We start from the raw sequence: 25,478 nt of genomic DNA on the forward strand, positions 1-25,478 counted from the left end.
TTCACCTCAACTCTCCAGCACAATCTCTATGCCGATGTCTTTTGGCACCTGAATGCGCATCAGCTGACGCAGTGCACGCTCGTCGGCGTCGATGTCGATGAGCCTCTTGTGCACCCGCATCTGCCAGCGGTCCCAGGTTGCAGTACCTTCGCCGTCAGGGCTCTTCCTGGTGGGCACCACGAGTTTCTTCGTGGGCAGCGGGATCGGACCTGCCAGATTGACGCCGGTACGCTCTGCTATCTCTCTGATCCTGTCACAGACCATCTCGATTTTCTCAAAGTCAGTGCCTGAAAGACGTATTCTGGCCTTCTGCATAGTTCCACCAAAAAATATGGGTACCTGGTTATCTCATCTGCTTGGGGGTGATGTTGATGCACACACCTGCCGCGATGGTCGATCCCATATCACGGACAGCGAACCGGCCGAGCTGCGGGATCTCTTTGACCTTCTCGATGACCATGGGCTGAGTCGGCTTGATCTTGACGATAGCGGCATCGCCGGTCTTGAGGAACGTGGGGTTCTCCTCCTTGACCTGACCTGTGCGGGGGTCGAGCTTCTTCTGGAGTTCGACGAAGGTGCACGCGATCTGGGCGGTGTGGCAGTGGAAGACCGGGGTGTAGCCGACGGTCAGAGCGCTGGGGTGGTGAAGCACGACGACCTGCGCGATGAACTCGTCTGCAACGGTCGGCGGCACGTCGGCGGGACCGCAGACGTCGCCACGGCGGATGTCACCCTTGCCGATACCACGGACGTTGAACCCGACGTTGTCGCCGGGGAGCGCCTGCGGGATCTCTTCGTGGTGCATCTCGATGGACTTGATCTCACCATCTTTGTTCGCGGGCATGAAGTTGACCTTCATTCCCTTCTTCATGATGCCGGTCTCGACACGGCCGACAGGCACGGTCCCGATACCGGAGATGGAGTAGACGTCCTGGATGGGGAGGCGCATGGGCAGGGTCGTGGGCTTCTCGGGCTCGGTGAGCGTGTTGAGTGCGGCGAGCAGCGTGTTTCCCTTGTACCAGGGGGTGTTCGCGCTGGGCTTGGAGATGTTGTCCCCAACGAACGAGCTCATCGGGATGAAGCTGATGGCCTCGGGCTTGTAGCCGACCATCTTAAGCAGCTGGGAGAGCTGTTCCTTGACCTCGTTGTAGCGCTTCTCGTCGTACTTGACGGCATCCATCTTGTTGATGCCGATGATCAGCTGGTTGATGCCGAGCGTACGGGACAGGAAGACGTGCTCCTTGGTCTGCTCCATCACGCCGTCGGGTGCGGCGACGACCAGCAGTGCGGCGTCTGCCTGGGAGGCGCCCGTGATCATGTTCTTGACGAAGTCACGGTGGCCGGGGCAGTCCACGACCGTGAAGTAGAACTTGTCGGTGTCGAACCGCTTGTGGGCGATATCGATGGTGATACCACGCTCACGCTCTTCCTTGAGGCTGTCCATAACCCAGGCGAACTCGAACGAGCCCTTACCCTTGGATTCGGCCTCCTTCCTGAACCCCTCGATGATGTGGGGCGCTACCGCTCCAGTCTCAAAGAGCAACCGGCCGACGGTGGTAGATTTCCCGTGGTCGATGTGTCCAATTACTGCTAAATTCATGTGGGGCTTTTCAACTGCCATAGATAGTATCCTCCACTCAAATAGGCGTGTCAGCTCGAACAGCCTGCTTATGCGAGTATCTTATACGTAGGACGTTCTCAATATAAAGCATTTCTGTCTGCGTCAAAAGCGTACATTCTCCGGAATCCCTTGCTAATCGACAGAATCTTATTCTCCTGAAATCTACGTTCTTCGTACCATGAAGACGCTTGAGTTTCACCGTGACGGTGCCGGGGACCGGGTGACGGTCACATGCGCAGATCGTGAGGTCTCGGTCCACTCCCACTGCGGCTACTGCCGGCACTGTGCGGGTGTCCGGGTGGGTAGGCGGACGATTCCGACGCCGCAGCGCCAGGCTCTCTCGGGTATGGGGGGGAGCCCGAACCCGGACGAGAGCCTGCTGAACGCCGCAGTCATGTTCAACACCCTCGTCCGGGACGGCAGCGCCATCGAGTGCGAGGACGATGCGGGCAAAGGGTTCTGCTCGATGTACCGCCGCTAGGTCCGGTACCTCTCTCTGCGGGGCGGTCTTTGGCCGTAGCCGCCTCCGCAGCCGGCGCGGGGGCGGTCCCCTCACTCCGCTGCCGCGATCTCTTTCGGCCCGAACTCTTTCTGAATCCCTTCGGCAAACTTATCGTACCCGATCTCGTCCATCTGGTCGGCGAGGAGCCGGTCGCTCCAGGCGTTGCGATAGATCCAGTAGACGATACGATCGATCACCTCGACGACCTCCTCTTCGGTCTCGACGGTGACGAGTTCCCGTCCTGCGCGGGGCGCGGCGCCGCGGCGCCCCCCTACGGTGATCTGGTAGTGAGCGTACTCGGATTTCAGGAGGTGGTAGGGGCAGGAGTGGACGCAGATGCCGCACTGGGTGCACTTCCCCTCGTCAAGGATGGAGATGCCGTTCTTTATGGCTATGGCGCACTGTCTGCAGTACTCCACGCAGGTGCCGCACCCCGTGCAGAGTCCGGTCGTGCGCAACGGCCGGATCCTGCCGATGATCCCGATGTCGTTTAAGAGCGGGCTGTTGCACATGTGGGTGCAGCCGGATATGGCTATGCGAAGCCGTATCGGGAGTTCTTTCCCGAAGACCTTCTCGTCGACCTTTCGGGCCAGATCGATCGTCTCGCAGTTGGCATACTTGCACCGCTCCGTGCCCGGGCAGGCCATGATATTCACGACCTCGTTGTGCTCCGCCCCGATCGGGGTTCCGTTCTTCTCGAGGGCTCTGGCTATCTTCGTGAGGTTCTCGGGCTTCACATGGGGGATCTCCACCGCCTGGCGCATGGTGAGGTGGAGGGAGCCGTCTCCGTACTTCTCGCTGATCTTTGCAAGGTGTTTGATCTGATCTGCGGAGAGGACTCCTGCCGGAACTCGCAGCCGCACCGTCGCGTAGTCCGCGTTCCGCTCGGTGATGATCCCTCCCCGGGAATGGAGGGTATGATCGTGCATCATTCTACAGTAGTAGCAGCAACCGGGATAAAAAAGGTAGTTACAGGAGTGCAAGGAGGAGAATGACGCCGGCTCTGACGATCTCGTTTGAGGCGCCGACGACGTCGCCGTTCACCCCGCCAAAGAGGCGCCGGGAGAGAAAGAGCATCAGTGCGACGATGGCGGCCGTGACCGCGAGGGCGAGCGCGACACCTGCCGGGGGTACCGGCAGCAGGAAGAGGGGGAGCGTGAGCAGCGTTGCCGGGACGAGAAACCACGGCCGTGCAAACTGGTGGAGGTAGGAGTGGATCCCTTCGCGGAACGGTGCGCCGAGCGTCGTGAGATAGGACATCGCGGTCTTTGCGCAGACCTCGGCGATGAGGATGGCTGCCGGGAGGTACGCGACGGTCTGGAGGCCTGAGAACGCGATGAGCGTGACGATGATCCCTGCCGCGACGGCGCCGGCCCCGGTGGTCCGGTCGGTCATGGCGGCGATCCTCTTCTCCCGGCTCCCGTGGGCCATGAGCCCGTCGCCGAAGTCCAGCAGCCCGTCGAAGTGGTTGCACCCGGAGAGGACGAGCGCCGTGGCGAGGGCGACGGCCGCGCCCACCACCGGCGAGGCTATCACGGAGACGACGGCGGCCGCTATCCCGCCGATCACGTACCCGGCTATCGGGTACAGGTAGGAGCGGCGGGCGAAGTGGTCGAACTCGACCGGTCTCCCCAGGGGGAGCGAGGTGCAGAACTGCAGGAGGGCGAGGACGGATTTCACATCGATCCCATCGACTCGCTGTAGAGGCGCGACGTGCAGCCCGCGATCAGCCCGGCGACGGCGTCGTCGAGGAACGGTCCGAGTTTGGCGAGGATTCCCGGCTTCTTCTGGTCGTAGCGGGTGAACTCGAACCGCGCATAGGTTCCCCCGATAACTTCCGCAATAGCCATCCCGATGATCTCGTCGGAGAGCAGGAAGACCGGGTCGTCGGCGATCTCGGAGTTCTTCCGCTTCCAGTAGAGTTCGTCCTCGAGCAGGACGGCGGAAAGGAGGAGGGACGAGACGTTCGGGTCCCGGAGGGCCTTCTCTATCTTCGCATCCAGCCTGCTTGCAGCCTCGTCCGCACTGATCCCGTGGGAGACGTAGAGTTCCATCGCGGAGGCGACGATATCGCTCCTCGTGATGCCTTTCTCCTCCAGCCTGCGCTCTATCTCGAACATCGTTGAAGTATTGGCACCGGGAGGTATTTTGGCGTTTGGTAATTTGCGACGGGCGCTCGCGCCCGCAGGCGCGAGCGGCCGGAGCTTGAGAAAACGCGAAGCGTTTTCGAGTGCGACGGGCAAAAAGGCCTTAGCGCCGCAGGCGCGAGCGGCCGGAGCTTGAGAAAACGCGAAGCGTTTTCGAGTGCGGCGGGCGAAAGAGCCTTAGCACCGCAGGCGCGAGCGGCCGGAGCTTGAGAAAACGCGAAGCGTTTTCGAGTGCGACGGGCAAAAAGGCCTTAGCGCCGCAGGTGCGAGCGGCCGGAGCGGCCGGAGTTTGAACCTGATCTGGCGTGATGCCACACGGGCTCACGCGAAGCCGCGAAGGCGCGAAGTCGGAGCATTGATTGGCTCCTGATCGGCTCCTTCACGTTCTTCGCGGCTTCGCGCCTTCGCGTGAGATCACACCTGTTCAGGGCTCTCTGAAGTTCGAGCACCCGAAGCCCGCGGCTCGCGGGCGCACTCCGTCCCGCCCCCTACCGTAACCTCTTCCATCCCGCGGCGCCAACCCTGTACGTAATGTCTCACCCCTTCCTCTCCGAAGATCCCGGATTCCGGCCTCGCCGCCCGATGATGGCGCTGGTCCTCGGCAATACCATGCTCTCCACCGTCCCCGGCATATCGGGCGCCGGGCCTACCCCGGAAAAGACCCTGCTCACGCCGGTTCTCGACGCGGAACTGGTCACCACCGGCGCGATCACGAGCGTCCCGGCCCGGCCGAACACCCCTACCGGGTGCCCGACGCCCGCGACCATCACCCGGTCCATGATGGAACTGACCGGTCTCGCCCCCGTCATCATCAACGCCGGGCTCGCCCACTCTCCCACCGTCCCCTGTCTCGACGTCTACGGGAGCGCGGGCGGCGATCCGCGGGTGGAGGACGCGGTGCCGCAGGCGGCGCTCCTCTTCGAGCGCGGGGAGATGGTCGGCAGACTGCTCTCGCAGTATAGCGACCTCCTGATGCTCGGCGAGTGCGTCCCCGGCGGGACGACGACCGCTCTCTGTGTCCTCCGGGCGCTCGGCTACGATGCCTCGGTCAGCAGCGCCTTCGCCGAGAACCCTCTCGGCCTGAAGGATGCCGTCTGCAGGGAGGTGCTTGCCCGGGTCCGAAAGACCGGTGCGAGAGAGCCCCTGGAGATCCTCCGTGCCGCGGGCGACCCCATGATGCCGGTCGCGGCAGGGATCGCGAGCGCGTATGCCGGGGATATCCTCTTTGCCGGCGGGACGCAGATGCTTGCCGTCGCGGCTACCCTGAAGGCGCTCGGGAAGAGGGTGCCGCACCTTGCGACGACGGTCTACGTCAGGGACGATCCTTCCGCCGGGTTCTCGCGGTCGGTCGCTGACGTCGGCACCAGGGCCTACTTCGTCGACCCGAACTTCGCCGGCATCGGGCATCCCGGCCTCGCCCGCTACTGCATCGGCGAAGTCAAGGAGGGGATGGGGGCCGGCGGCGCCCTGACGCTTGCCTATCTTATGGGCCACGAGCCCGAGGCGATCACGAGAAAAGTCTTTGATTTCGTCGGGCAGTATGCCTGAGGGAAGGACTATACCTTTTTACACCCATCTTATAAGCAATGCTTCCACTCTATGTGGTCAACAATCACGGACAGTTCAATCACCTGATCCTCAGGGCGCTCCGCGACATGGACGTCGAGGCCACGATGATCTCAAACGAGACCCCCCCTGCCGAGGTCGCCCGGGGCTGCCGGGGTATCATCCTCGGCGGCGGCCCGACCCTCGATCGCATCGGGGCCGCTCCCGCGTACCTTGATCTCGGCCTCCCGGTCCTCGGCATCTGCCTCGGGCTGCACATCATGGCGACGGCCCGCGGCGGCGCCGTCCGCCGGGGGGCAAGCGGGGGGTTCGGCGCGGTCGAGGTCGATGTCCTCGACCGGGACGGCATCCTCCAGGGCTACCCGGAGAGGATGCAGGTCTGGGCGTCTCACGCGGATGAGGTCTCGGTGGTCCCGGAAGGGTTTGTCCGGCTCGCGGAATCGGCTATCTGTGGCGTGGAGTCGATGGCGTCTCCCGATGAACGCCTCTACGGTGTCCAGTGGCACCCGGAGGTCAGTCATACCGTCAATGGACGGCTTCTCCTTGAGAACTTCAACCGGATATGCTCGGAGTAGACGATGTTGCAGGCAGGGTCGGAACCATCGGGTTCCGCTGCCGGGGGTGCGGGGCCTGCTGCCGGCGGGTCGCTGAGGACTCGAACCTGGTGCTGGTGAGCCCTGCTGAGGTCCGGGCGATCATGGCTGCGACCACTATGGCCTGGGACGAGGTCGCCGAGCCGTACCCCGAGTTCATCGATGCCGGAAACGGCGGGGAATACACGCTCGCCTGGTGCGTCCGCCGCACTGCCGACGCCTGCATCTTTCTCTGCGAAGGACGGTGCTCCATCTACGCCCATCGCCCCTGGATCTGCCGCACGTACCCGTTCATGCTCGTGGATGACGACCTGATGGTCTCCGAGTGTCCCGGCATCGGGGCGCCCATCTCCCCCCGCGACGCGCAGGCTCTCGGTGCCGACCTTTGCAGTCGGCAGGCGGCAGAGGGGGCGGAGGAGGCCGGTCTCCGCGGAGTCTTCGAGAGAACGACGGTGCCGCCGGGGAGGCGTGCCGTGATCGACAGCGAAGGCGTGAAGGTGGTCCATGGCTGAGATCCGTCTCGTCGGGACCGCCCACGTCTCGCAGAAGAGTGTCGATGAAGTCCGGGCCGCGATCGAGGAGTTCCAGCCCGATATCGTCGGTGTCGAGCTCGACCAGGGCAGGTATGTCTCGCTCACGCAGGAGACGACCGAGGAGCCCCCGATCACCGAGATCCTCAAAGGCGGGAACTTCGGCCGGCTCCTCGTCCAGTGGGTGCTCGCCTACATCCAGCAGCGGATCGGCGCCGAGACCGGCGTGAAGCCCGGTGCCGAGATGCTGGCCGCCATCGATGAGGCCAAAGCGCACCAGAAGCCCGTGGCGCTCATCGACCGGGATATCCGGATCACGCTTGCCCGGTTCTGGGGCAGGATGGGGGTCTGGGAGAAGATCAAGCTCACCGGGGCCCTGGTCTACTCGCTCGTGAGCGTCGAGAGGCAGCAGATCGAGGTGGACGAACTCATCGACCAGGACGTGGTGAGCGCCGCGATGGAGGAGTTCCGTAAGTTCTCTCCGCACGGTGCCCGCGCCCTGATCGATGAACGGGACGCGTACCTCGCGCACCAGATCCTGATGCTCGGCGGGCGGTACGAGCGGGTGCTCGCGGTCGTCGGTGCCGGGCACATCCGGGGGGTGGAGCGCTACCTCGATGCGCCGGCGACGCTGCCCCCGCTTGCAACCCTTACTGCCGAGTCGAAGGGCGGCCTGCCGTGGGCGAAGATCCTCGGCGTGGCCGTCACCGCCCTCTTCCTCCTCCTGATCGCGGCAATTGCCCTCTCCGGCGTGGGGCTCAACGTCCTGCTCGCCGCCCTCCTCTACTGGATCCTGATCAACGGGATCCTGAGTGCGGGATTCACCCTGCTTGCGGGGGGGCACCCCCTCTCGGCAGCCACGGCGTTTGCCGTCTCCTGGATGACGTCGCTCAACCCGCTGCTCGCGGCGGGGTGGTTTGCCGCCATCGTCGAGGCGAAGATCAGAAAGCCGGCCGCCGGTGAGTTCCGGCAGATCCTCGCGGCGGAGACGCTCTCGGAGATGCGGAGGATCCCGCTCTTCCGGGTGGTGCTGGTCGCCGCTCTTGCGAACGTCGGAAGCACGATCGGGACCTTCGCCTACTTCCTGTTCATCTTTCCGGTGCTCGGGATCGACCCTGCCACGGTCATCGTCGACGGCTTCTCGAATATGCTGCAGCTGATACAGGGCCTCTTCTAGGCGGCTGCTCTCCTGCCCGGGGGTCTTCCGACCCCCGTTTCCCCAAGGTATTTAGGCCAGGAGTGCCCACCATCGTTGCATGAGTCCGATTGGTGGAACGGTTAATCTCGGTGTCACGGTCATACGGAGCAGGCACAGCGTCCGGAAGTACAAGGACAAGCCGATCGAGGAGAAGATCGTCAAGGATGCCCTCGACTGCGCGCGCCTTGCTCCGACCGCACGAAACGAGCAGCCCTGGCTCTTTGGGACCATCCAGAACCGCGAGACGCTGGCTGCGATCGCGGGCCTGGCCGAGAACGGCAGGTTCATCGCCGATGCGCCCATCTGCTTCGCCGTCTTTGGAAGAAGGGACGCGAAGTACTATCTTGAAGACTGCTGTGCGGCCACGGTGCAGATCCTCCTCGCGCTCCAGGCATGGGGGGTCGGGTCCTGCTGGGTTGCGGGGGAGAAGAAGGACTACGCCGAGGACGTCCGGAAACTCCTCAACGTCCCTGAAGGGTATGCGCTCGTCTCCCTCATCCCCGCGGGATACCCCGAAGAGATCAAGATCGCGCAGAAGAAGGTCATAGACGAGGTCGCCTTCTTCGAGCGCTACGAAGAAGAGTGAGTCACTCATATAAATCCACTTTTTTTGCCGCCCTGGCCTGATCCTGGCGCACTCGTGCGGAGACTCCGCTCTTCTCAAACCTCGCTCTGCTTTGCCGGGCAGTAGGGGCAGAGAGCGTTTGAGACGTCGTCGGCCTTCTCCCGGACGGGGCAGAGGTACTCGCCGTCCCTGACCTCGACCTCGAGCCCGCCGGGAAAGGGCGTGCCCACCGGGTGGGCGGGGCGGCCGAGGACGAAGATGTTGAACGCGGCAAGGAGGAAGTAGAGGAGCTCAAGGTGCTCCTCCTCTTCGTCGGTGTTCAGGCATGTCCTCTCGACCATCCCGCAGAAGTCCTGGAACTCCTCTGCAAGCGGCCCGTCCTCCAGCTCCGGGTTGCCCCGGCGCATGGTGGCGATCAGGGTATGATGCGTCTCAAAGATCATCTCCATCATCCGCGGGTAGAGGCGCCGGCGGTACCCGGCGGGGACGGACTGGAGGTCGCGCTCCATCCTGCCCCGCATCGCCTGGAGGTCGAAGAGCGAGTAGCCGGAGACCTCGCGGTAGAGGGCGGCCGCAAGTTCCCTCCGCGTCGTTGCCGGCCGGAGACGGGCGCAGGCACGGCGGATGCCTGCCGGGCCACGAGTCGCGCTCATCGGATCACGCGGATAACATTCGACCCCCGGGTGCATCAATGATGCCCCGGTGCGACCCTGGGGGTGCAGTCATGCTTCATCCGGCCGGGCGGCACGTTGTGCCGCCCTGAAGATGGGAGGACGTGTAAAAAGAGGTGTGGTGCCCGGGAGCCGCACGGGCTTACCCTCCTGGCCTGCCTGGGGGGAGGGTCCGGGGGTATGGCATGGTGTCGCGGTCACAGCGCCGTGTCGCCACGCTCCCGTGTTCTGACCCTGATCGCATCCTCAAGGGGTATGATGAAGATCTTTCCGTCTCCAATCTGGCCGGTCACCGCACTGGCGGCGATGATATCGACGACTTTCTCGACATCGGCATCCGCCACCACGATCTCGATCTTCGTCTTGGGGATCAGGTCGACGACGTACTCGGCCCCTCTCCACTGCTGGGTGATGCCCTTCTGCCGCCCGCGGCCTTTAACCTCGGTGACGGTCATGGAATCGTATCCCGCATCTTCGAGAGCGTTTTTGACGCTCTCAAATCTCATTGTCCGAATGATTGCTTCGATCTTCTTCATGCTTTCTCACCATCCAGGGGGGGTTCCGCGATAACGAAGTTCGGGTAAGCGCTCACCCCGTGTTCTCCGATGTCAAGCCCCTGCATCTCTTCCGCCGGGGAGACCCGGATGCCAACCGTATACTTGAGGGCGGCGAAGAGTATAAGCCCTAACCCGAACGCCCAGGCGAAGTTCACTACCATGCTGATGGCCTGCACGGCCAGGAATCCGGCGTTGCCGTAGAGCAGCCCGGTCACCATCGGACCTTCGGTGGTGTACACGCCGTAGGTGCCGTCCGCAAAGATGCCGAGCGCGAGCAGCCCCCAGGCGCCGTTGAACCCATGCACGGAGACCGCGCCGACCGGGTCGTCGATGTGGAGCACCCAGTCGAGGAGCCAGACGCCGACGTAGATGACGATGCCGGCGACGATGCCGATGACGACGGCAGCCCACGGGCTCACCCACGCGCAGGATGCGGTTATGGCGACGAGGCCGCCGAGCACCCCGTTCCCGGTCATGCTGACGTCGGGTTTCCCGAACCGCCACCAGGTGATGAACATCGTGGTGACCGCGCCCGCGGCGGAGGCGAGCACGGTGTTGGCGGCGATGACCGAGATCCGCAGTTCGGTGGCGGCGAGGGTGCTTCCCGGGTTGAACCCGAACCAGCCGAACCAGAGTATGAAGACGCCGAGCACGGCAAGCGGCAGGGCGTGGCCCGGAATGGCTACCGGTGTGCCGTCTTTCCTGAACTTCCCGAGCCGGGAGCCGAGGAGCAGGGCGCCTGCCAGGCCGACGAAGCCGCCGACGGCGTGGACGACGCCGGAACCGGCGAAGTCGAGCGCGCCGTAGCCGCCGCCGAGGTCGACCATGAAGTCAGCGGCGTTCAGCCACCCGCCGCCCCATAACCAGTGCCCGTAGATGGGGTAGATGAGCGCGGTGATGGCGACGCTTGCTATCAGGTACGTGGAGAACTTCGCTCGCTCCGCCACCGCTCCGGAGACGATGGTGGCTGCCGTTGCCGCAAAGACCATCTGGAAGAACCAGAGTTCGATGGTGCTCACGTCATAGGCGTCCCCGAGGAGGAAGAATCCGTCCGTGCCGAAGAGCAGCCCCGTGATCCCGGAGGCTGTGCCGAACATCAGGGCGAACCCGACCGCCCAGTAGGAGAGGGCGCCGAACGAGAAGTCCGCAAGGTTCTTCATCAGGATGTTTGCGGCGTTTTTTGCCCGGGTCAGTCCTGTCTCGACCATTGCAAACCCTGCCTGCATGAACATGACCAGGAATCCGCAGATCAAGGTCCATGCAAAGTTGACGGGTGCATCGGGGTCGTCCTCGAGGGTCGCGGCGCCGGTCGGGTCCTGGGCCAGGGCCGGCGTGACGAGCATCGCCAGGAGGACGACAATCAGAATAATGTGTACGTGCTTTAGACTCACCATGCTCACCTGTCTATCAGATGGTAGAAGGAAGTTTCCTTCTACCATATTTATGTGTTTCTATTTTTGTGCGGGGCCCTCGGCGTGAGCAGCCTTCCCGGGCGTCGCCCGTCGGGGCGCGGATACTTCTGCACTGCTCTCTCCGGCTGGCGGTACTGTATCCTATGCGCGGATCTGTCCGGGGTGCTCCGATCGTGTTTGCGGGATCTCTGTTCCTGCGCTGCGCGCGATGGGGCTGTCGGATCGGCGGCATCGCCCTTTTTTTAAAAAACTTTATATGCATAGGAAGGTAACTTCCTTCCAATGTATGGTGACGGCTACCTCTATGAAATGGACGTCCCGGGGGCCGGAGCATGATTGATTCCGGTGCTACGGCGTTTGTCCTCATCTGTACGGCTATGGTCATGCTGATGACTCCTGGCGTGGGGCTCTTCTACGGCGGGCTCGTGCGGCGGAAGAACTTCATCTCCATGATCGCGCTGGCGTTCATTGCATTTGCCGTCGTCGCCCTCCAGTGGGTGATCTTCGGCTACAGTCTGGCCTTCGGGTCCGATATCGGCGGGCTGATCGGAAACCTCGATTACGTCTTCCTGCATGGCGTCGGCATGGACGGCGACGGCATCCCCGACCTGCTCTTCATGGTCTTCCAGCTGGTCTTTGCCGGGCTGACTTTGGCCATCGTCACGTCGGCGGTCGCCGAACGGGTGAAGCTGAGTTCGTTCATCATCTTCGGCCTGCTCTGGACGACGCTGGTGTATGACCCGCTCGCCCACTGGGCGTGGGGTGGGGGCTGGGCAGCGCAGCTCGGGGCCCTGGACTTCGCGGGCGGAACGGTCGTCCACATCAGTTCCGGGTTCTCCGCGCTCGCGCTCGCACTCGTCATCGGGAAGCGCGTCGGGTTCGGGCAGTACAGCATGGAGCCCCACAACATCCCGATGACCCTGCTCGGAGGGGCGCTCCTGTGGTTCGGGTGGTTCGGGTTCAACGCCGGCAGCGCGCTGGCAGCCGACGGCCTGGCAGCCAACGCCTTCGTTGTCACCATTATCGCCGCGGCCGCAGGGGCTCTTGCCTGGCTCTTCGCTGCCTGGATTCGCGGCAAGCCGAGTTCGGTCGGCATGATCAGCGGCGCCCTCGCCGGGCTTGTCGCCATAACTCCGGCGGCCGGGTTCGTCGATCCCATGGCTTCGATTGCGATCGGTGCGGTCGCAGGCATCATCTGCTACTGGGCCCTGCTCTTCCGGATGCGGAAGGGTCTGGACGAGAGCCTGGACGCCTGGGCCGTCCACGGCGTCGGTGGTTTCTGGGGCGCTCTGGCGACCGGTATCTTTGCGGTTGCGGCAGTCGGCGGTGTCGATGGCCTGCTCTACGGAAACCTCGGCCAGTTCGTCATTCAACTGGTTGATGCGGCTGTCGTCGTCCTCTACGCCTTCGTCGTGACCTTCGTGCTTGCCAAAGTCGTCGACACGGCGCTGGGGCTCCGGGTGAGCGAGGAGGAAGAATATGTCGGGTTGGATATCGCACAGCATGGGGAATCGACCCAGCTGTGAGGCGGTGATTGGCATGAAGATGGTTACGGCAATTATCAGGCCTGAGAAGTTTGATTCGGTAAAATCGGCCCTTGAGGCGAGCGGGATCTATGGTATGACCATCAGCGAAGTGCGGGGGCGCGGAGCACAGAAGGGGATCTCGCTCCAGTTCAGGGGCAAGACGGTGCCGGTCGATCTCATCCCCAAGATGAAGATCGAGATGGTGGTCAAGAGCGCAGAGGTGGACGAGGTCATCCGGATCATCCGGGAGCACGGGCGGACCGGAAAGTTCGGGGACGGCCGGGTCTTCGTGATGCCCATCGAGACCATGTGCAAGGTGCGGACCGACGAGGTCGACCCGGTCGACCAATAATCCTTTTTTCTCTCCTCCGAACGTGCTCTGCTCCTGATCCGATGCGAACCGGGGCCGCAGGCGGGCCGCACCACGCTCCTCCTGGTGGATGGCCTGCCCGCCGGCCCTCCGGATCTGCCGGCCCCCTTTGGTTCTTTCGCCATCGAAGTGTATTAGAAACGCTTAAATTATGTGGAAAGCAACTTCCTTCTAACAGATGGCGGTATAGCGTCCCCGTATACTGTCGCACGGCAGAGCCGTCCGTTTGAGGTCCCAGCAGAGACATCCTGCGCGATCACCGGCCGGGTGAAGAGACAGGGCCGTTCGTCTCGTCCCGATTTGTGAAAAGTCCGTGATGTCCGAGAAGAGGCACAAGCCGGTAGCGAACGCCATCTGTCACCAGGAGGAAGGAGCATGGTGCTTGATAATGGCGATACAGCGTTTATTCTGATCTGTACAGCGTTGGTTATGTTGATGACGCCGGGAGTGGGGCTCTTCTACGGCGGATTAGTTCGACGAAAGAACCTGATCTCGATGGTTGCCCTCTCGTTCGTTGCACTCTCGATCGTTACGCTTCAATGGGTTTTCTTCGGCTACAGTCTGGCCTTTGGGCCCGATATCTCCGGGATCATCGGGTCGTTCACGTTCATCGGGCTTGAAGGCGTCGGAACAACCGGCGACGGCATCCCCGACCTGCTCTTCATGGTCTTCCAGATGGCCTTCGCTGCGATTGCCCTTGCCATCGTCACGTCGGCGGTCGCCGAACGGGTGAAGCTGAGTTCGTTCATCGTCTTCGGCCTGCTCTGGACGACGCTGATCTACGATCCGATCGCCCACTGGGTATGGGGCGGGGGCTGGGCTGCACAGATGGGCATCGTTGACTTTGCGGGCGGCATCGTCATCCATATCTCGGCAGGCTTCTCGGCGCTCGCACTCGCGCTCGTCATCGGGAAGCGCGTCGGGTTCGGGCAGTACAGCATGGATCCCCACAACATCCCGATGACCCTGCTCGGAGGAGCGCTCCTGTGGTTCGGGTGGTTCGGGTTCAACGCCGGCAGCGCGCTGGCGGCCGACGGCCTGGCGGCCAATGCCTTCGTCGTGACCAACATCTCCGCCGCGTCCGGGGCGCTGGCATGGATGGGGGCGTCATGGGTCCGGGGCAAACCGAGCTCGCTCGGCATGATCAGCGGTGCCATTGCCGGACTCGGCGCGATCACCCCGGCGGCAGGATTTGTCGGGCCCCTGGCGGCGGTCGTGATCGGCACGGTCTCCGGTCTGCTCTGTTACTACGCCCTGCTCTTCCGGATCAGGAAGGGCCTGGACGAGAGTCTGGACGCCTGGGCAATCCACGGCGTGGGAGGGTTCTGGGGAACGCTTTCGATTGGTATTTTTGCGATCGCTTCCATAGGTGGTGTGAGCGGCCTCATCGCAGGAGCCGGAGAGCAGTTCCTTCTGCAGGCGTTCGGCGCCGTAGCCGTCACGGTCTTCTCGTTTGCGGGGACGTACGTCATAGCACGGTGTGTCGATGCGCTGATGGGTCTCCGGGTGAGTGAAGACGAAGAGTATGTCGGGCTGGACATCTCCCAGCACGGTGAGTCCATTCAGGTCTAGGGATGCATCATGAAGTTAGTCATTGCAGTGATCAGGCCGGAAAAGTTTGAACAGGTGAAAAAAGCCCTTGAAGCCGAGGGAATCATCGGAATGACCGTCACCGAGGTGAAGGGTCGGGGGGAACAGAAGGGCATTGCCCTGCAGTTCCGGGGAAAAGCCATGCCGGTCGACCTCATCCCGAAGGTGAAGATCGAGATGGCCGTTAAGGATGCCGATGTCGAGAAGGTCATCGGCATCGTCCGGGCGAACGGCCGGACCGGCAAGCCGGGAGACGGCAGGATCTTCGTCAGTCCGATCGAGAGCATCTGCCGGGTGCGGACGGACCTTGAGGATCCGGCCGAACTATAACTATTTTGGGTTGTTCCGGAGGGCCTTTGCCCTTGAGGGGCGGTTGGTGCCATAGAATGTCAAGCTCCGGACATTCAGTTTGCTGCCACTCGCACCTTCGCACCTCTGGTGCTCAAACTCCGTTCCTTCAGGAACGTCGTTCTTCGGTGCTCCTGCTCCCGTTCTCGAAGCCTAGCGGTTTCTCAAGCTCCGGACATGCCGTCCGTCACACCTTCGGCCCGTCGCCAGTCCAAGACCTTCGGTCTTCTCCAGCGATGTCCCGTGGGGACCTCGCCTATCGCCACGCACTGCCCCCGCCCCTCGGGGCGGGGGAGGAGGCCGAAGGCCGGCGGGGTGGGGGTTACAGGTGTCCAGGTACAAGGTAGAGACAGGGGAGGGGGGCATGCCCCCCTCGCACCTATCGGTGCTCTAGCTTGCTACGCTCGCACTCCGCACCCTTCGGATGCTCGAGCTCCGGGCGTTCCGCCCATCGCACTCCCCGTCAGCCCCTCCCCCAATGGCGATACTCCCACGGTCCACTGCACTGGGATCTCCCTCATTTGTAGGTTTTACCTAACAAGACTCACAAACACTGATGTTTTCTGCCTCCCGGGCTCGCCCTTCCCGGGGTTTGCACTTCCCCAACCCCTCCTATAACGCCCTCACCCCCTGAACTGCGGCAGGATCTCCTTTGCGGCGAACTCCATGAACTCCCGCTGCTGCTGTCCGATCTGATGAATGCAGACGTGGTCGAACCCCTTCCTGACGCTCTCCTCGATCTTTTTTATGTAGGGCTCCGGGTCGGGACCGCAGACGACATGCTCTGCGACATCCTCCGGTGTCGCCATCTTCGCCACCTGCTCGTAGTGGACGGGGGTGGGGAGGAGCCTGTTGAGTTCCCCGGTGTTTGCCGGTATCGGCCACTGCTCGTAAGCGGTCCTCTGTCCTTCCTCCTCGGTCTCGGCCCAGCAGACCGAGGCCTCGACGTATGCCGGTTTATCGCCGCCCCCGGAGTCCCGGAAGATGATAAGGCTCTCCTCGTCGTTGGTGCCGGCATTGATGAACCCGTCACCGACCCGCGCGGCCATGGACGCGCTGATCGGGCCTTCCGACGCGATGTAGATCGGGGGGAGTTTCTCGGGAAGCGAGAAGACCTGCGCGTTCTCAAGCGTGTAGAACGAGCCGTAATAGTCCTGCATCCCCCCCTTCCAGAGCGTCCGGATAACCTCCACTGCCTCCTCAAGCATCTCTATCCTGATCGGTGCCGGGGGCCAGCGGTCGCCGAAGACGTGCTCGTTCAGGTTCTCGCCCGACCCGAGGCCGAGAGCGAACCTCCCCGGCATCATCATGGCGGCGGTTGCGGCGGCCTGGGCGATGATGCCGGGGTGAATCCGTATCGTCGGGCAGGTGACCCCCGTCACCAGCGGGAGGGCCGCCGTCACCTGAGAGATCCCGCCGATGACGCCCCAGACGAACGGGCTCTGTCCCTGTCGGGTCGTCCAGGGGTGGTAGTGATCCGATATCATGGCAAACATAAACCCGGCGTCCTCCGCCTGCCGGGAGTTGCAGACGAGATCCAGGGGTTCGTGCTCCTCGCATGCCAGTTTATAACCTATCTCGACCATCCGTCATCACATCCGTGCCGCTATCGGCCGCTCCCGTATTCTCCGGGCATCACGGGGGCGGCGCGGGCGCCCGCTACCTCGCGCATCCGGGTTCATATATGTTTCCCCGGTCCGGCACCCCATAAATACAATCTTTGCCATACAGTACGGCATGGCAACGCCGGTTCTCCAGGTGGCGCTCGATCTCCTCGAGCTCGATCGTGCGGTAGAAATCGCGGATGAGGCGGTCCGTGGTGGTGCGGACTGGATCGAGGCCGGAACGCCCCTTATCAAGAGCGAGGGGATGCAGGCCGTGCGAACGCTCCGCGAGCGCTTCCCCGGCCACGAGATCGTCGCGGACATGAAGGTCGCCGACACCGGCGCCGTCGAGGTGGAGATGGCCGCGAAGTCCGGCGCCGGTATCGTCTGCATCCTCGGCGACGCCGACGATACCGTGATCGCCGAAGCGGTTCGCTCGGCTCGCAAATATGGCGTCCGGATCATGGCCGATCTCATCAACGTCGGCGACCCCGTCTCCCGTTCCCGCGAACTCGCGGCACTCGGCGTCGACTACATCAACGCCCACGTGGGCATCGACCAGCAGATGCTCGGCAAGTCGTCGCTCGACCTCCTCCGTCGCCTCGCCGGGGAGGTGGGCGTCCCGGTCGCCGTCGCGGGAGGACTGGACGCAGCGACCGCATCTGAGGCGGTCGCCGCTGGGGCCTCGGTCGTCATCGTGGGAGGGAACATCATCAAGGCCGCCGACGTGGCCGGGGCGGCGCGGCGGGTCAGGGAAGCCATCGACCGGCCCGAGATCCGGCCGCGGGAGGAGGAGAGCCAGGATGCCGCCATCCGCCGTCTCTTCGAAGCGGTCTCCGCACCGAACGTCACCGACGCCATGCACCGGAAAGGGGCGATGTCAGGCGTCTTCTCCCTCTGCGGCCGGGTAAAGGCAGTCGGGAGGGCGGTGACGGTCCGGACCGTCGCCGGGGACTGGGCAAAGCCCGTCGAGGCGATCGACGTCGCGGGACCGGGCGATCTCCTCGTCATCAGCAATGACGGCAGGACGGACGTCGCGCCCTGGGGGGAACTTGCCACCCATTCCGCGAAGAACCGGGGGATCGCGGGCGTCGTGATCGACGGGGCGGTCAGGGACGTCGACGACATCCGGGAGATGAAGTTCCCGGTCTTTGCCACGGCGACCGTCCCGAACGCCGGGGACCCCAAGGGCCTTGGGGAGATCAACACCGAGATCGCCTGCTGCGGCCAGGAGGTGCGGCCGGGGGACTGGATCGTCGCCGACGAGAGCGGCGTCGTGGTGGTCCCGCGGGAACGGGCCTACGAGGTCGCGCGCCGGGCGATGGAGGTCAAAAAGACCGAGGAGAGAATCCGCGAGGAGATCCGGCGCGGAAAGACGCTCTCGGAGATCTCCGAACTCCTGAAATGGGAGAAGCGGCGCTGACCGCGGACGAGCACTATCCATACCCGAATATATGCCGGGGTGAAGGACGGTCTATATCGGGTTTCGTCTGAAAACCCGCTTCTCTGCCGGATGAGAGGGTATCTCAGACCAGCTCATTTTTCCGCAAGAACTCACGGATCTCCCGCGATTCTATCCATCCCCGGTCGAGTTGCCTGACGCGCGCATTTATCCGCAGGACCTGCTCCCTGATCTTCTCCGCGGTCTCTTCGTCCTCCATGAGATCGGCCCGGGCGAGTAGGACCTGCAGGGGATGGCGGACGTGGTCTCCGAGGATCGCAAACTGCTCCATGTTGTGCTCAATCTGCTCAAACGCCCTGTTTCGGAGGGACTCGTTCTCTTTGCGCCCGGTGATATCCTCGATCATCCCGATGACAAACCGGATCCCGCCCTGCGGGTCGCGAAGGAGGGTGGTGGCCAGGCGGCCCCATACCGTCCGCCCGTCCTTTCTGATATAGCGCTTCTCCAGATGGTCCTCGTCATGTTTTCCTGCAAGCGTCTCCTGAAAGTGCAGACGGGCTGAATCCAGGTCGTCCGGGTGGACGAAATCGCCGATGTTCCGGCCCTGCATCTCACGAGCCGGGTATCCGAGAAATCTCTCGAACGCCGGGTTTGCCCGCAGGAACCTGCCTTCTGTATCTACAAGGGCAATACCGATGCCCGCCCGCTCAAAGACTCCACGGAACCGCTCTTCACTCTCCCTGAGCGCTCGCTCCGCCTTTTTCCGATCGGTGATGTCCTGGAAGACTCCGACTGCGCCGAGTATCTCCCCGCTTTTGTTCACGATCGGAGCTGCATTCACCAGGATCTCCCGCCGTTGTCCTCCCGGCTGGATGATCGCCCGCTCACGGCCGGTGACGGTCTCGCCGTGCTTTACCGCCCGTATCAGAAGAAGATCGTCGGGCTTGCACCGGTTGCCGTCCGTATCGTAGATCATTGTAGCCCAATAGGCGGCGTAATCCTCTCCCTCGGGAACGGGTCGGGCGTTGATCGCCTCTGCAGCCCGGTTTGCCAGCCGGATGCGGGCCTGCGCATCGACGACGAGGATCGCCTCGGGTGCGCTGTCGATGATCACCCGCAGCCGCGCCTTCTCCTCCTCAAGCATCCTTATGGTCCGGACCTGCTCGGTGATCTCCTGCCAGACGACGACTGCACCAAAGGTCCGGCCGTCATGGGTGAGGGGGGATGCCGACGCCAGGATATTGCGGCGCCCCCCTGCTCCGATCACAGCGTCCATCCTCTCGGCAGCCACCTTCTCTCCCTGCAATGCCCGGGTGCTCGGCAGATCCTCGACGGATACCGCCCTCCCGTCGCCTCTCCGGAGTCCTGTATGCCGGATCAGTTCGTCCCCGCTCATGCCGACGGGATCCTGCTCAAGACTCTCGGTTGCAGCCCGGTTCGCCCGGATGATTCTCCCTTCGGTATCGTAGACGAGCACCCCCTGTATGGCCGCCTCAAGCACAGCGTCGCGCTCCCTCTCAAGCCGCTCCCCCCTCATCCGGAGCTCACGGTTCTCTTTAGCCAGTCTGAGGTTCGTGAGTGCGAGTTCGTCGATGCCGGCAGTGAGGCGGGAGAAGGCTTCATGCCGGGCTGCGGTATCCGTACTCCGGAGGAGATTACGCAGGTCGCGGTGTATCTGCTCGATCTGATAATCCGGCGCCGTGTCGATCATCCGGTCAGGCCTCCTGGATCTTGTGTTCTTCCGTCTGCATGGTCGCTCTTTTGCAGTGTGAGCCTGGATGTCGCATCCTCTCCGGGATGACCGGGACCCCATTCTCCGGCCCCGATCTCCTCAGCATGCCGCATGACAGGCGTTTTCGTGATATACAGGCCAGGTCCTTCGCCACGTTCTTCCTCCTCTCCCCGCTCAGAGCGGTAAAAGATCGACGCCCTCTTCTCGTCCGGGACATCCGGGCCGGGGTCTGCAACCGTCACCGCTACGTCACGGTGACCTGCACCTCCTACCCGCCGGATTTGACCGCGTTACTCGACACGCTGGCAGAGACCTCGAGTGGCGACACCCCTTAAGATCTCAGTGCTCTTATCGGTTCCGTTCCCGGGTCTTCTTGCATAAGCCTTTCCTTCCTCAGAATGCGTCTCGATGAGATGACCCTCATGTCTGCAGGCGGCGGCGTTGGCGTCCCTGATCTCGTGAGTGATGGTCTCCGGACACCGGTCTGTTTCACGAAGAGGAGGCTGGAGAGAGGATCTGCAAGAAGTTCCAGGGCGGGCGGGCGCTCCCGGAGGTCTCAGAACTCCCAAGACGGGAGAAACGGCGCCGATTGAGGGCGAGCGCCGTCTTTATCTGCGTTTGCGACAGAATAACTGATACCCGGCACTCAGGGAGGAGCGGCAAGATGATGCAGGATATCAGGGAGGCGGTCTTGGAGGTTCTCCGGGCAGTTCTCCCGATAATCCTCGTCATCGTCGCCATCGAAGTGGGGCTGATCGGGACTTCGCCGTCGGATCTCCTCCAGTTCCTGCTCGGCAGCGGCATGGTCGTCCTCGGGATCGCCCTCTTCCTCTCCGGCGTCAAGGCGGGCCTCCTCCCTGTCGGCGAGGCGATCGGATCGGAACTGCCCGCCCGGGGTTCGCTTGCTCTGGTCGTCGTCGGGGTCTTCCTCTTCGGGTTCCTTGCCACCGTGGCCGAACCCGACGTCCGCGTCCTATCGGGCATGGTCGATACGGTCTCCGGGGGCGGCATCGCACAGGAGCCTCTCATCCTCGTTATCGGCGTCGGCGTCGGGTTTTTTGCCGCCGTGGCCGTTCTCCGGATAGTCTTTGACATCCCTATTGCCTACCTCTTTGTAGCAGGCTACGGGGCCGTCCTCCTCCTTGCGCTGTTTACTCCACGGGATTTCCTCGCCGTTGCATTCGATGCAGGCGGCGTGACGACCGGGCCGCTGACCGTCCCGGTCATCCTGGCGCTCGGGGCCGGTGTCAGTAAGGTCCTCGCGGGGCGCTCGCCTCTCACGGACGGTTTCGGGCTGATCGGTCTCGCGTCGATCGGCCCCATCCTCGGCGTCATGCTGATGGGGGTGATCTACTCCTGATTGCGGTGGGGCTTCTCGACGGCGTGGACAGGATCATCATCGAGGTCGCACGGGCGCTTCTTCCCCTGCTCGCCTTCTTCCTGGTCTTTCAGATCTTCTACCTGAAACTTCCGCGGGTCTACCTCGTGAATCTGGCAAGGGGGATCCTGCTCACGTTCCTCGGCATGGTTCTCCTCCTCCAGGGCGTCCACGTTGCGTTCCTCCCCGCAGGGAGAGAGATCGGAGAGGCCCTTGCCATGTTCGACCAGCGATGGCTGCTCATTCCGTTCGGGTTTTTCCTGGGGTTTCTTGCCACCTATGCGGAACCTGCGGTCCGGGTCCTCTGTTATCAGGTCCGGGAGTCGTCGGGAGGCTACATCGGGGACACCCTGATCCTGTATACCCTCTCCCTCGGCGTCGCCTCCTCCGTAGCGGTCGGGATGATCCGTATCGTCTACGGGATCCCGCTGCTGTACTTCATCATTCCCGGCTACCTCATTGCCATCATCCTTCTCTACTTCTCGGAAAAAGAGTTCGTCGGGGTCGCGTTCGACTCAGGGGGCGTCGCCACCGGCCCGATGGCGGTCACCTTCCTCCTCTCCCTTGCCGTCGGGGTTGCGGCGGGCATTGAGGGACGCAATCCCGTCGTCGACGGGTTCGGGCTGGTCGCGCTGATAGCGCTTGCACCCATCCTCTCGGTGCTGATGCTCGGCATCCTGTACCGGAGAACACGAGGTGAAGAAACGTGAACAACGATTACGGTAACGAACTGATCGTCACGATCGTAAAACGGGGCTGGTCCGAGCCGGTGCTCGCGGCGGCCCGCCAGGCCGGGGCCGAGGGAGGGACCATCCTCCTCGGCCGCGGGACCGGTATCCATGAAGTAAAGACCCTCTTCGGGATCGCCATCGAACCCGAGAAAGAGATCATCCTGACGGTCGTCGCCGTTCAGCAGACGGACCGGGTGCTGGACGCGATCGTCGCCGCCGCCGAGCTGGACCAGCCCGGGATGGGGCTTGCCTTCGTCATGCCGATCCGGCGCGTCGCAGGCAGGGTCCACATGTTCCGCACGGGCGAGACCGGAGAACACGAGGGCCCGGAAGTGCACCGGGCCCCGGTCTGATCCCGGTTACTGGGAGAAAGATGCCTTGAGGAGTTCGCCGCCGCGGGCGAGGATCTGCCGGACGGCGTCCTCGGCCTGGTCCACGCGCAGGATCAGGACCGCCCCGTCCCGGCCGGAGTAGGCGTAGGCATACTCGATGTTGATCCCGGCGTCCCCGAGGACCGACGCGATCTCCGAGAGGCCGCCGGGTTCGTCGCGCATCTTCACGCCGATGACGTCGGTGAACGAGACGCGGAAGCCGAGTTCGGTCAGCGTCCGGTGGGCGTCCTCCGGGCGGTCGACGAGCGCACGGACGACCCCGAACCCGTTTGCCTCGGCGATACTGAACGCAAAGATGTTGATTCCCGCGTCCCGCAATGCGCCGGCGACTGCCGCGAGGCGCCCCGGCCGGTTCTCCGAAAAGATCGAGATCTGCTTGACGATATACGATTTCTCCATTATAACGACCTCCTGTCGACAACCTTCTTCGACTTGCCCTCAAACCGGGGCAGCGAGCCCGGTTCGACCAGTTCCGCATCCACGCTCACGTTCAGGGAACTCCGGAGACGGTGCTCCACCGCCTTCTTGATCACCATGAGATCGGTGATCTTGTCGGAGAACGCCTCCTCGCTCACCTCGACCCGCACGAGCATGGAGTCGAGCGCTCCCTTCCGGTCGACGACGATCTGGAAGTGCTTGCCGACCTGCGGGATCTCAAGGAGCGCGTGCTCCACCTGGGAGGGGAAGACGTTGATGCCCCTGATGATCAGCATATCGTCCACCCGCCCCCGTATCCGCCCGATACGCGGATGGGTCCGGCCGCAGGCGCAGACTCCTTCCTCGACTGCGGTGAGGTCGCCGATCCGGTACCGGACCATGGGGAGGGCCTCCTTCTGGAGCATGGTGATGGTCAGCTCGCCCTGCTCGCCGGCCTCCAGCACCTCGCCGGTCGCGGGGTCCACAATCTCCACGAGCGCGAGGTCGCCCCAGACGTGGATCCCCTCCTGCTCGGCGCACTCGGTGAACATCGGGCCGGAGAGCTCGCTCGTCCCGTAGATGTCGTAGGCGCGGATCCCGAGCCACTCCTCGATCCGGCCCCGCATCTGCTCGGACCAGGGTTCGGCGCCGAGGAAGCCCATGCGAAGGTCGGTATCGTTCTTGATCGAGACGCCCATCTTCTCCGCCACCTCGCCCATGTGGAGGAGGTAGGAGGGGGTGCAGGCGATGGCCGTGACATGGAGGTCTTGCATCAGCTCGACCTGCCGCTCGGTGTTCCCGACGCTTGTGGGAAGAACGGTCGCCCCCACGCGCTCGGCGCCGTAATGGGCACCGAGGCCGCCGGTGAAGAGGCCGTAGCCGTAACTCACCTGGATGACGTCGCCCCGGCCGAGGCCGCAGGAGGAGAATCCCCGGGCCAGCGACTCGCTCCAGTTCTCGATGTCGCGCTCGGTGTAACCGACGACCGTCGGTTTCCCGGTCGTGCCGGAGGAGACGTGGTACCTGACCAGTTCGTTCCGCTCGGCGGTAAAGATCTTATCCGGGTAGCCGTCCCGCAGGTCCCGCTTGTACATGAACGGGAGTTTCGCGACGTCCTCAAGCGACCTGATATCGTCGGGATGGACGTTCGCCTCCTTCATCCGGCGCCGGTAGAACTCGTTGAAACTGTAGAGCCGGTAGACCAGGGACTTCGCGAGCTTGAACTGGAGCCGCCGGAGTTCGTCGGGCGGCATCTCCTCCGTCCGCGGGTTCCAGGGCGCCATCAGATCGCCCCTCGCCGGTCGATGACCCGCTTTGCCTTCCCCTCGAACCGGGGCAGCGACCCGGGTTCCACCAGTCTCACCGCGGTCCTGAGGCCGAGCGTGTTGTGGAGTTCGCCCCCGATCATCTTCTGCACGCGGGCGAGGTCCTGGAGTTCGCCGGAGAACCCCGCTCTGCTCATCTCTACCTCGATAGTCATCTCGTCAAGATGTTTGACGCGGTCGATATATACCATGAACTGTTCGCCGACCTCCGGAAGGGACCGGAGCACGTGCTCGATCTGCGATGGGAAGACGTTGATCCCCCGGATGACCAGCATATCGTCGCTGCGGCCCGTGATCCGCTCGATCTTCTGCCCGCGCCCGCAGGCACACCCGTCCTCGATCAGCCTGGTCACGTCGCCGGTGCGGTAGCGGACGAGCGGCAGGGCTTCCTTGACGAGCGGGGTGATGACGAGTTCGCCCCGTTCGCCGGGACCGAGCCGCTCGCCCGTCTCCGGGTCGATGATCTCTGTGAGGTAGCAGTCGTGCCAGATGTGGAGCCCGTTCCTCTCCGGGCACTCGAACGCCACTCCGGGGCCGTACATCTCCGAGAGCCCGTAACTGTCGTAGGCCTTCACGCCGAGGCGCCGTTCGAGTTCGGTGCGCATGCTCTCCGACCAGGGTTCGGCCCCGAATATGCCGGTCTTGAGGGTGTCGAGCGTCTTTCCCATCGACTCGGCCACCTCGGCGAGGTGGAGGGCGTAACTCGGCGTGCAATGGATCGCGGTCACCCCGAAGTCCTCGATCATCTCGATCTGGCGGCGGGTGTTTCCCGTCGCGCTCGGGATCACGGTCATCCCGATCTTCTCGGCACCGTAGTGAAAGCCGAGGCCGCCGGTGAAGAGGCCGTAATTGACCGCGTTCTGGAAGATGTCGTCTTCGCCAAGACCTATCATCGACATGTTCCGCGCGATCAGTTCCGACCAGTTCTCCAGGTCCTGCCGCGTGTAGCCGACGACGGTTGGTTTCCCCGTCGTGCCGGAGGTGGTGTGGATCCGGACGATCTTTTGTAAGGGGACCGCAAAGAGGCCGAAGGGGTATCCGGCCTGGAGCTCCTTCTTGGACGTGAAGGGAAGTTTCTCCACGTCTGCAAGCGTCCTGATGTCGTCCGGCGAGATGCCTGCTTCCTTGAATTTTTTCTGATATAACCCGACGTTCTCCGCCTGATGGAGCGTCCATCTCAGCCGCTTGAGCTGAAGGTCCGCGAGTTCATCCGGCCGGATTGTCTCCATCGCCCTGTTCCAGAACATAATCGTAACCCGTTGGTGATTGCCCGGCGATGGCCCGCTGACCCCGGAACCCGC

General features: G+C 63.4%; 28 protein-coding genes. 14 read left to right on the top strand and 14 right to left on the bottom strand.

Annotated features, from left to right (window positions below):
• Positions 1-6: 6 nt before the first annotated feature.
• Both rpsJ and tuf read right to left on the bottom strand, forming a co-directional pair.
• Positions 7-315 (bottom strand): 30S ribosomal protein S10, encoded by a 309-nt coding sequence (gene rpsJ, locus F8E02_RS06745; protein ID WP_317064725.1) that lies wholly within the window; start codon positions 313-315, stop codon positions 7-9.
• Between the two features lie 28 nt (positions 316-343).
• On the bottom strand, positions 344-1,621 hold the full coding sequence (gene tuf / locus F8E02_RS06750) for a translation elongation factor EF-1 subunit alpha (RefSeq protein ID WP_317064726.1): 1,278 nt from the start codon (positions 1,619-1,621) through the stop codon (positions 344-346).
• Between the two features lie 178 nt (positions 1,622-1,799).
• Between tuf and F8E02_RS06755 the strand changes: the two genes are divergently transcribed.
• Complete coding sequence (locus F8E02_RS06755; protein ID WP_317064727.1) at positions 1,800-2,102, top strand: hypothetical protein; 303 nt, start codon at positions 1,800-1,802, stop codon at positions 2,100-2,102.
• Positions 2,103-2,173: 71 nt separating this feature from the next.
• On the opposite strand, the gene F8E02_RS06760 is transcribed toward F8E02_RS06755, so the two are convergent.
• The 3 genes from F8E02_RS06760 to F8E02_RS06770 are packed head-to-tail and all read right to left on the bottom strand — an operon-like array spanning position 2,174 to position 4,243.
• Positions 2,174-3,052, bottom strand: a complete 879-nt coding sequence (locus F8E02_RS06760; protein ID WP_317065159.1) for a 4Fe-4S binding protein — start codon at positions 3,050-3,052, stop codon at positions 2,174-2,176.
• A 40-nt stretch (positions 3,053-3,092) separates the two neighbouring features.
• Entirely contained in the window at positions 3,093-3,803 is a 711-nt protein-coding gene (gene cobS / locus F8E02_RS06765; protein WP_317064728.1) for an adenosylcobinamide-GDP ribazoletransferase, read from the bottom strand.
• Positions 3,800-4,243 carry a phosphatidylglycerophosphatase A gene (locus F8E02_RS06770; protein ID WP_317064729.1) on the bottom strand — a complete coding sequence of 148 codons (444 nt, stop codon included), beginning with the start codon at positions 4,241-4,243 and terminating at the stop codon, positions 3,800-3,802. Before F8E02_RS06770 ends, cobS begins: the two co-directional genes overlap by 4 nt.
• A 558-nt stretch (positions 4,244-4,801) precedes the next feature.
• Between F8E02_RS06770 and cobT the strand changes: the two genes are divergently transcribed.
• From cobT to F8E02_RS06795, 5 genes are all read left to right on the top strand, one after another.
• Complete coding sequence (cobT, locus tag F8E02_RS06775) at positions 4,802-5,818, top strand: nicotinate mononucleotide-dependent phosphoribosyltransferase CobT (protein ID WP_317064730.1); 1,017 nt, start codon at positions 4,802-4,804, stop codon at positions 5,816-5,818.
• A 38-nt stretch (positions 5,819-5,856) separates the two neighbouring features.
• Positions 5,857-6,411, top strand: coding sequence for a GMP synthase subunit A (locus F8E02_RS06780; RefSeq protein WP_317064731.1), 555 nt, complete (start codon positions 5,857-5,859; stop codon positions 6,409-6,411).
• On the top strand, positions 6,399-6,941 hold the full coding sequence (locus F8E02_RS06785; RefSeq protein WP_317064732.1) for a YkgJ family cysteine cluster protein: 543 nt from the start codon (positions 6,399-6,401) through the stop codon (positions 6,939-6,941). Before F8E02_RS06780 ends, F8E02_RS06785 begins: the two co-directional genes overlap by 13 nt.
• A complete protein-coding gene (locus F8E02_RS06790) occupies positions 6,934-8,136 on the top strand; it encodes a TraB/GumN family protein (protein ID WP_317064733.1) in 1,203 nt (400 codons plus the stop codon). Before F8E02_RS06785 ends, F8E02_RS06790 begins: the two co-directional genes overlap by 8 nt.
• A gap of 79 nt (positions 8,137-8,215) precedes the next feature.
• A complete protein-coding gene (locus F8E02_RS06795) occupies positions 8,216-8,743 on the top strand; it encodes a nitroreductase family protein (protein WP_317064734.1) in 528 nt (175 codons plus the stop codon).
• Positions 8,744-8,817: 74 nt separating this feature from the next.
• On the opposite strand, the gene F8E02_RS06800 is transcribed toward F8E02_RS06795, so the two are convergent.
• The 3 genes from F8E02_RS06800 to F8E02_RS06810 all read right to left on the bottom strand — a co-directional run bounded on the left by F8E02_RS06800 (position 8,818) and on the right by F8E02_RS06810 (position 11,344).
• Positions 8,818-9,375: a DUF2115 domain-containing protein gene (locus tag F8E02_RS06800; protein ID WP_317064735.1), complete on the bottom strand. Its 558-nt coding sequence runs from the start codon at positions 9,373-9,375 to the stop codon at positions 8,818-8,820.
• A 215-nt stretch (positions 9,376-9,590) separates the two neighbouring features.
• Positions 9,591-9,929 carry a P-II family nitrogen regulator gene (locus F8E02_RS06805; protein WP_317064736.1) on the bottom strand — a complete coding sequence of 113 codons (339 nt, stop codon included), beginning with the start codon at positions 9,927-9,929 and terminating at the stop codon, positions 9,591-9,593.
• A complete protein-coding gene (locus tag F8E02_RS06810; protein WP_317064737.1) occupies positions 9,926-11,344 on the bottom strand; it encodes an ammonium transporter in 1,419 nt (472 codons plus the stop codon). The genes F8E02_RS06805 and F8E02_RS06810 overlap by 4 nt, the downstream gene beginning before the upstream one ends.
• A 350-nt stretch (positions 11,345-11,694) precedes the next feature.
• Here F8E02_RS06810 and F8E02_RS06815 point away from each other — a divergent pair, with 350 nt between their 5' ends.
• The 4 genes from F8E02_RS06815 to F8E02_RS06830 all read left to right on the top strand — a co-directional run bounded on the left by F8E02_RS06815 (position 11,695) and on the right by F8E02_RS06830 (position 15,178).
• Positions 11,695-12,888, top strand: coding sequence for an ammonium transporter (locus tag F8E02_RS06815; RefSeq protein ID WP_317064738.1), 1,194 nt, complete (start codon positions 11,695-11,697; stop codon positions 12,886-12,888).
• Between the two features lie 13 nt (positions 12,889-12,901).
• On the top strand, positions 12,902-13,240 hold the full coding sequence (locus F8E02_RS06820) for a P-II family nitrogen regulator (protein ID WP_317064739.1): 339 nt from the start codon (positions 12,902-12,904) through the stop codon (positions 13,238-13,240).
• A 393-nt stretch (positions 13,241-13,633) separates the two neighbouring features.
• Positions 13,634-14,830, top strand: coding sequence for an ammonium transporter (locus tag F8E02_RS06825; protein ID WP_317064740.1), 1,197 nt, complete (start codon positions 13,634-13,636; stop codon positions 14,828-14,830).
• Positions 14,831-14,839: 9 nt separating this feature from the next.
• On the top strand, positions 14,840-15,178 hold the full coding sequence (locus F8E02_RS06830) for a P-II family nitrogen regulator (RefSeq protein ID WP_317064741.1): 339 nt from the start codon (positions 14,840-14,842) through the stop codon (positions 15,176-15,178).
• A 641-nt stretch (positions 15,179-15,819) separates the two neighbouring features.
• On the opposite strand, the gene F8E02_RS06835 is transcribed toward F8E02_RS06830, so the two are convergent.
• Positions 15,820-16,782, bottom strand: a complete 963-nt coding sequence (locus tag F8E02_RS06835; RefSeq protein ID WP_317064742.1) for a TIGR03557 family F420-dependent LLM class oxidoreductase — start codon at positions 16,780-16,782, stop codon at positions 15,820-15,822.
• A 151-nt stretch (positions 16,783-16,933) separates the two neighbouring features.
• Here F8E02_RS06835 and hxlA point away from each other — a divergent pair, with 151 nt between their 5' ends.
• The gene (hxlA, locus tag F8E02_RS06840) at positions 16,934-18,223 is read left to right on the top strand and encodes a 3-hexulose-6-phosphate synthase (RefSeq protein WP_317064743.1); all 1,290 of its coding nucleotides are present in this window, start codon (positions 16,934-16,936) and stop codon (positions 18,221-18,223) included.
• Between the two features lie 103 nt (positions 18,224-18,326).
• Here the strand turns inward: hxlA and F8E02_RS06845 are convergent, their stop codons facing one another.
• Entirely contained in the window at positions 18,327-19,913 is a 1,587-nt protein-coding gene (locus tag F8E02_RS06845) for a PAS domain S-box protein (RefSeq protein ID WP_317064744.1), read from the bottom strand.
• On the bottom strand, positions 19,910-20,176 hold the full coding sequence (locus F8E02_RS13090; RefSeq protein WP_394357915.1) for a hypothetical protein: 267 nt from the start codon (positions 20,174-20,176) through the stop codon (positions 19,910-19,912). Before F8E02_RS13090 ends, F8E02_RS06845 begins: the two co-directional genes overlap by 4 nt.
• 422 nt (positions 20,177-20,598) lie before the next feature.
• Between F8E02_RS13090 and F8E02_RS06855 the strand changes: the two genes are divergently transcribed.
• Genes F8E02_RS06855 through F8E02_RS06865 form a run of 3 tightly spaced genes read left to right on the top strand, consistent with a single transcriptional unit; the run spans position 20,599 to position 22,396 of the window.
• Positions 20,599-21,294 carry a DUF1538 domain-containing protein gene (locus F8E02_RS06855; RefSeq protein ID WP_317064746.1) on the top strand — a complete coding sequence of 232 codons (696 nt, stop codon included), beginning with the start codon at positions 20,599-20,601 and terminating at the stop codon, positions 21,292-21,294.
• A gap of 5 nt (positions 21,295-21,299) precedes the next feature.
• Entirely contained in the window at positions 21,300-22,022 is a 723-nt protein-coding gene (locus F8E02_RS06860) for a DUF1538 domain-containing protein (RefSeq protein WP_317064747.1), read from the top strand.
• On the top strand, positions 22,019-22,396 hold the full coding sequence (locus F8E02_RS06865; RefSeq protein WP_317064748.1) for a P-II family nitrogen regulator: 378 nt from the start codon (positions 22,019-22,021) through the stop codon (positions 22,394-22,396). The genes F8E02_RS06860 and F8E02_RS06865 overlap by 4 nt, the downstream gene beginning before the upstream one ends.
• A gap of 6 nt (positions 22,397-22,402) precedes the next feature.
• Here F8E02_RS06865 and F8E02_RS06870 read toward each other — a convergent pair whose 3' ends face one another.
• The 3 genes from F8E02_RS06870 to F8E02_RS06880 are packed head-to-tail and all read right to left on the bottom strand — an operon-like array spanning position 22,403 to position 25,424.
• Entirely contained in the window at positions 22,403-22,834 is a 432-nt protein-coding gene (locus tag F8E02_RS06870) for an ACT domain-containing protein (protein WP_317064749.1), read from the bottom strand.
• Positions 22,834-24,135 (bottom strand): phenylacetate--CoA ligase family protein, encoded by a 1,302-nt coding sequence (locus tag F8E02_RS06875; RefSeq protein WP_317064750.1) that lies wholly within the window; start codon positions 24,133-24,135, stop codon positions 22,834-22,836. Before F8E02_RS06875 ends, F8E02_RS06870 begins: the two co-directional genes overlap by 1 nt.
• A complete protein-coding gene (locus F8E02_RS06880) occupies positions 24,135-25,424 on the bottom strand; it encodes a phenylacetate--CoA ligase family protein (protein ID WP_317064751.1) in 1,290 nt (429 codons plus the stop codon). Before F8E02_RS06880 ends, F8E02_RS06875 begins: the two co-directional genes overlap by 1 nt.
• Positions 25,425-25,478: the final 54 nt, after the last annotated feature.

Origin of the sequence: Methanoculleus caldifontis (assembly GCF_032842345.1) — an archaeon.
GTDB classification, from domain to species: domain Archaea; phylum Halobacteriota; class Methanomicrobia; order Methanomicrobiales; family Methanoculleaceae; genus Methanoculleus; species Methanoculleus caldifontis.

Bases quoted from the DNA above. Each gene is read 5' to 3' on its own strand.
- F8E02_RS06880 (WP_317064751.1), bottom strand. From the start codon at position 25,424: ATGTTCTGGAACAGGGCGATGGAGACAATCCGGCCGGATGAACTCGCG.
- F8E02_RS06795 (WP_317064734.1), top strand. From the start codon at position 8,216: ATGAGTCCGATTGGTGGAACGGTTAATCTCGGTGTCACGGTCATACGG.
- F8E02_RS06785 (WP_317064732.1), top strand. From the start codon at position 6,399: ATGCTCGGAGTAGACGATGTTGCAGGCAGGGTCGGAACCATCGGGTTC.
- rpsJ (WP_317064725.1), bottom strand. From the start codon at position 315: ATGCAGAAGGCCAGAATACGTCTTTCAGGCACTGACTTTGAGAAAATC.
- hxlA (WP_317064743.1), top strand. From the start codon at position 16,934: ATGGCAACGCCGGTTCTCCAGGTGGCGCTCGATCTCCTCGAGCTCGAT.
- tuf (WP_317064726.1), bottom strand. From the start codon at position 1,621: ATGGCAGTTGAAAAGCCCCACATGAATTTAGCAGTAATTGGACACATC.
- F8E02_RS06830 (WP_317064741.1), top strand. From the start codon at position 14,840: ATGAAGTTAGTCATTGCAGTGATCAGGCCGGAAAAGTTTGAACAGGTG.
- F8E02_RS06845 (WP_317064744.1), bottom strand. From the start codon at position 19,913: ATGATCGACACGGCGCCGGATTATCAGATCGAGCAGATACACCGCGAC.
- F8E02_RS06825 (WP_317064740.1), top strand. From the start codon at position 13,634: ATGGTGCTTGATAATGGCGATACAGCGTTTATTCTGATCTGTACAGCG.
- F8E02_RS06790 (WP_317064733.1), top strand. From the start codon at position 6,934: ATGGCTGAGATCCGTCTCGTCGGGACCGCCCACGTCTCGCAGAAGAGT.
- F8E02_RS06835 (WP_317064742.1), bottom strand. From the start codon at position 16,782: ATGGTCGAGATAGGTTATAAACTGGCATGCGAGGAGCACGAACCCCTG.
- F8E02_RS06820 (WP_317064739.1), top strand. From the start codon at position 12,902: ATGAAGATGGTTACGGCAATTATCAGGCCTGAGAAGTTTGATTCGGTA.
- F8E02_RS06780 (WP_317064731.1), top strand. From the start codon at position 5,857: ATGCTTCCACTCTATGTGGTCAACAATCACGGACAGTTCAATCACCTG.
- F8E02_RS06810 (WP_317064737.1), bottom strand. From the start codon at position 11,344: ATGGTGAGTCTAAAGCACGTACACATTATTCTGATTGTCGTCCTCCTG.
- cobT (WP_317064730.1), top strand. From the start codon at position 4,802: ATGTCTCACCCCTTCCTCTCCGAAGATCCCGGATTCCGGCCTCGCCGC.
- F8E02_RS06755 (WP_317064727.1), top strand. From the start codon at position 1,800: ATGAAGACGCTTGAGTTTCACCGTGACGGTGCCGGGGACCGGGTGACG.
- F8E02_RS06760 (WP_317065159.1), bottom strand. From the start codon at position 3,052: ATGCACGATCATACCCTCCATTCCCGGGGAGGGATCATCACCGAGCGG.
- F8E02_RS06855 (WP_317064746.1), top strand. From the start codon at position 20,599: ATGATGCAGGATATCAGGGAGGCGGTCTTGGAGGTTCTCCGGGCAGTT.
- F8E02_RS06800 (WP_317064735.1), bottom strand. From the start codon at position 9,375: ATGAGCGCGACTCGTGGCCCGGCAGGCATCCGCCGTGCCTGCGCCCGT.
- F8E02_RS06815 (WP_317064738.1), top strand. From the start codon at position 11,695: ATGATTGATTCCGGTGCTACGGCGTTTGTCCTCATCTGTACGGCTATG.
- F8E02_RS06875 (WP_317064750.1), bottom strand. From the start codon at position 24,135: ATGGCGCCCTGGAACCCGCGGACGGAGGAGATGCCGCCCGACGAACTC.
- F8E02_RS06805 (WP_317064736.1), bottom strand. From the start codon at position 9,929: ATGAAGAAGATCGAAGCAATCATTCGGACAATGAGATTTGAGAGCGTC.
- F8E02_RS06770 (WP_317064729.1), bottom strand. From the start codon at position 4,243: ATGTTCGAGATAGAGCGCAGGCTGGAGGAGAAAGGCATCACGAGGAGC.
- F8E02_RS06870 (WP_317064749.1), bottom strand. From the start codon at position 22,834: ATGGAGAAATCGTATATCGTCAAGCAGATCTCGATCTTTTCGGAGAAC.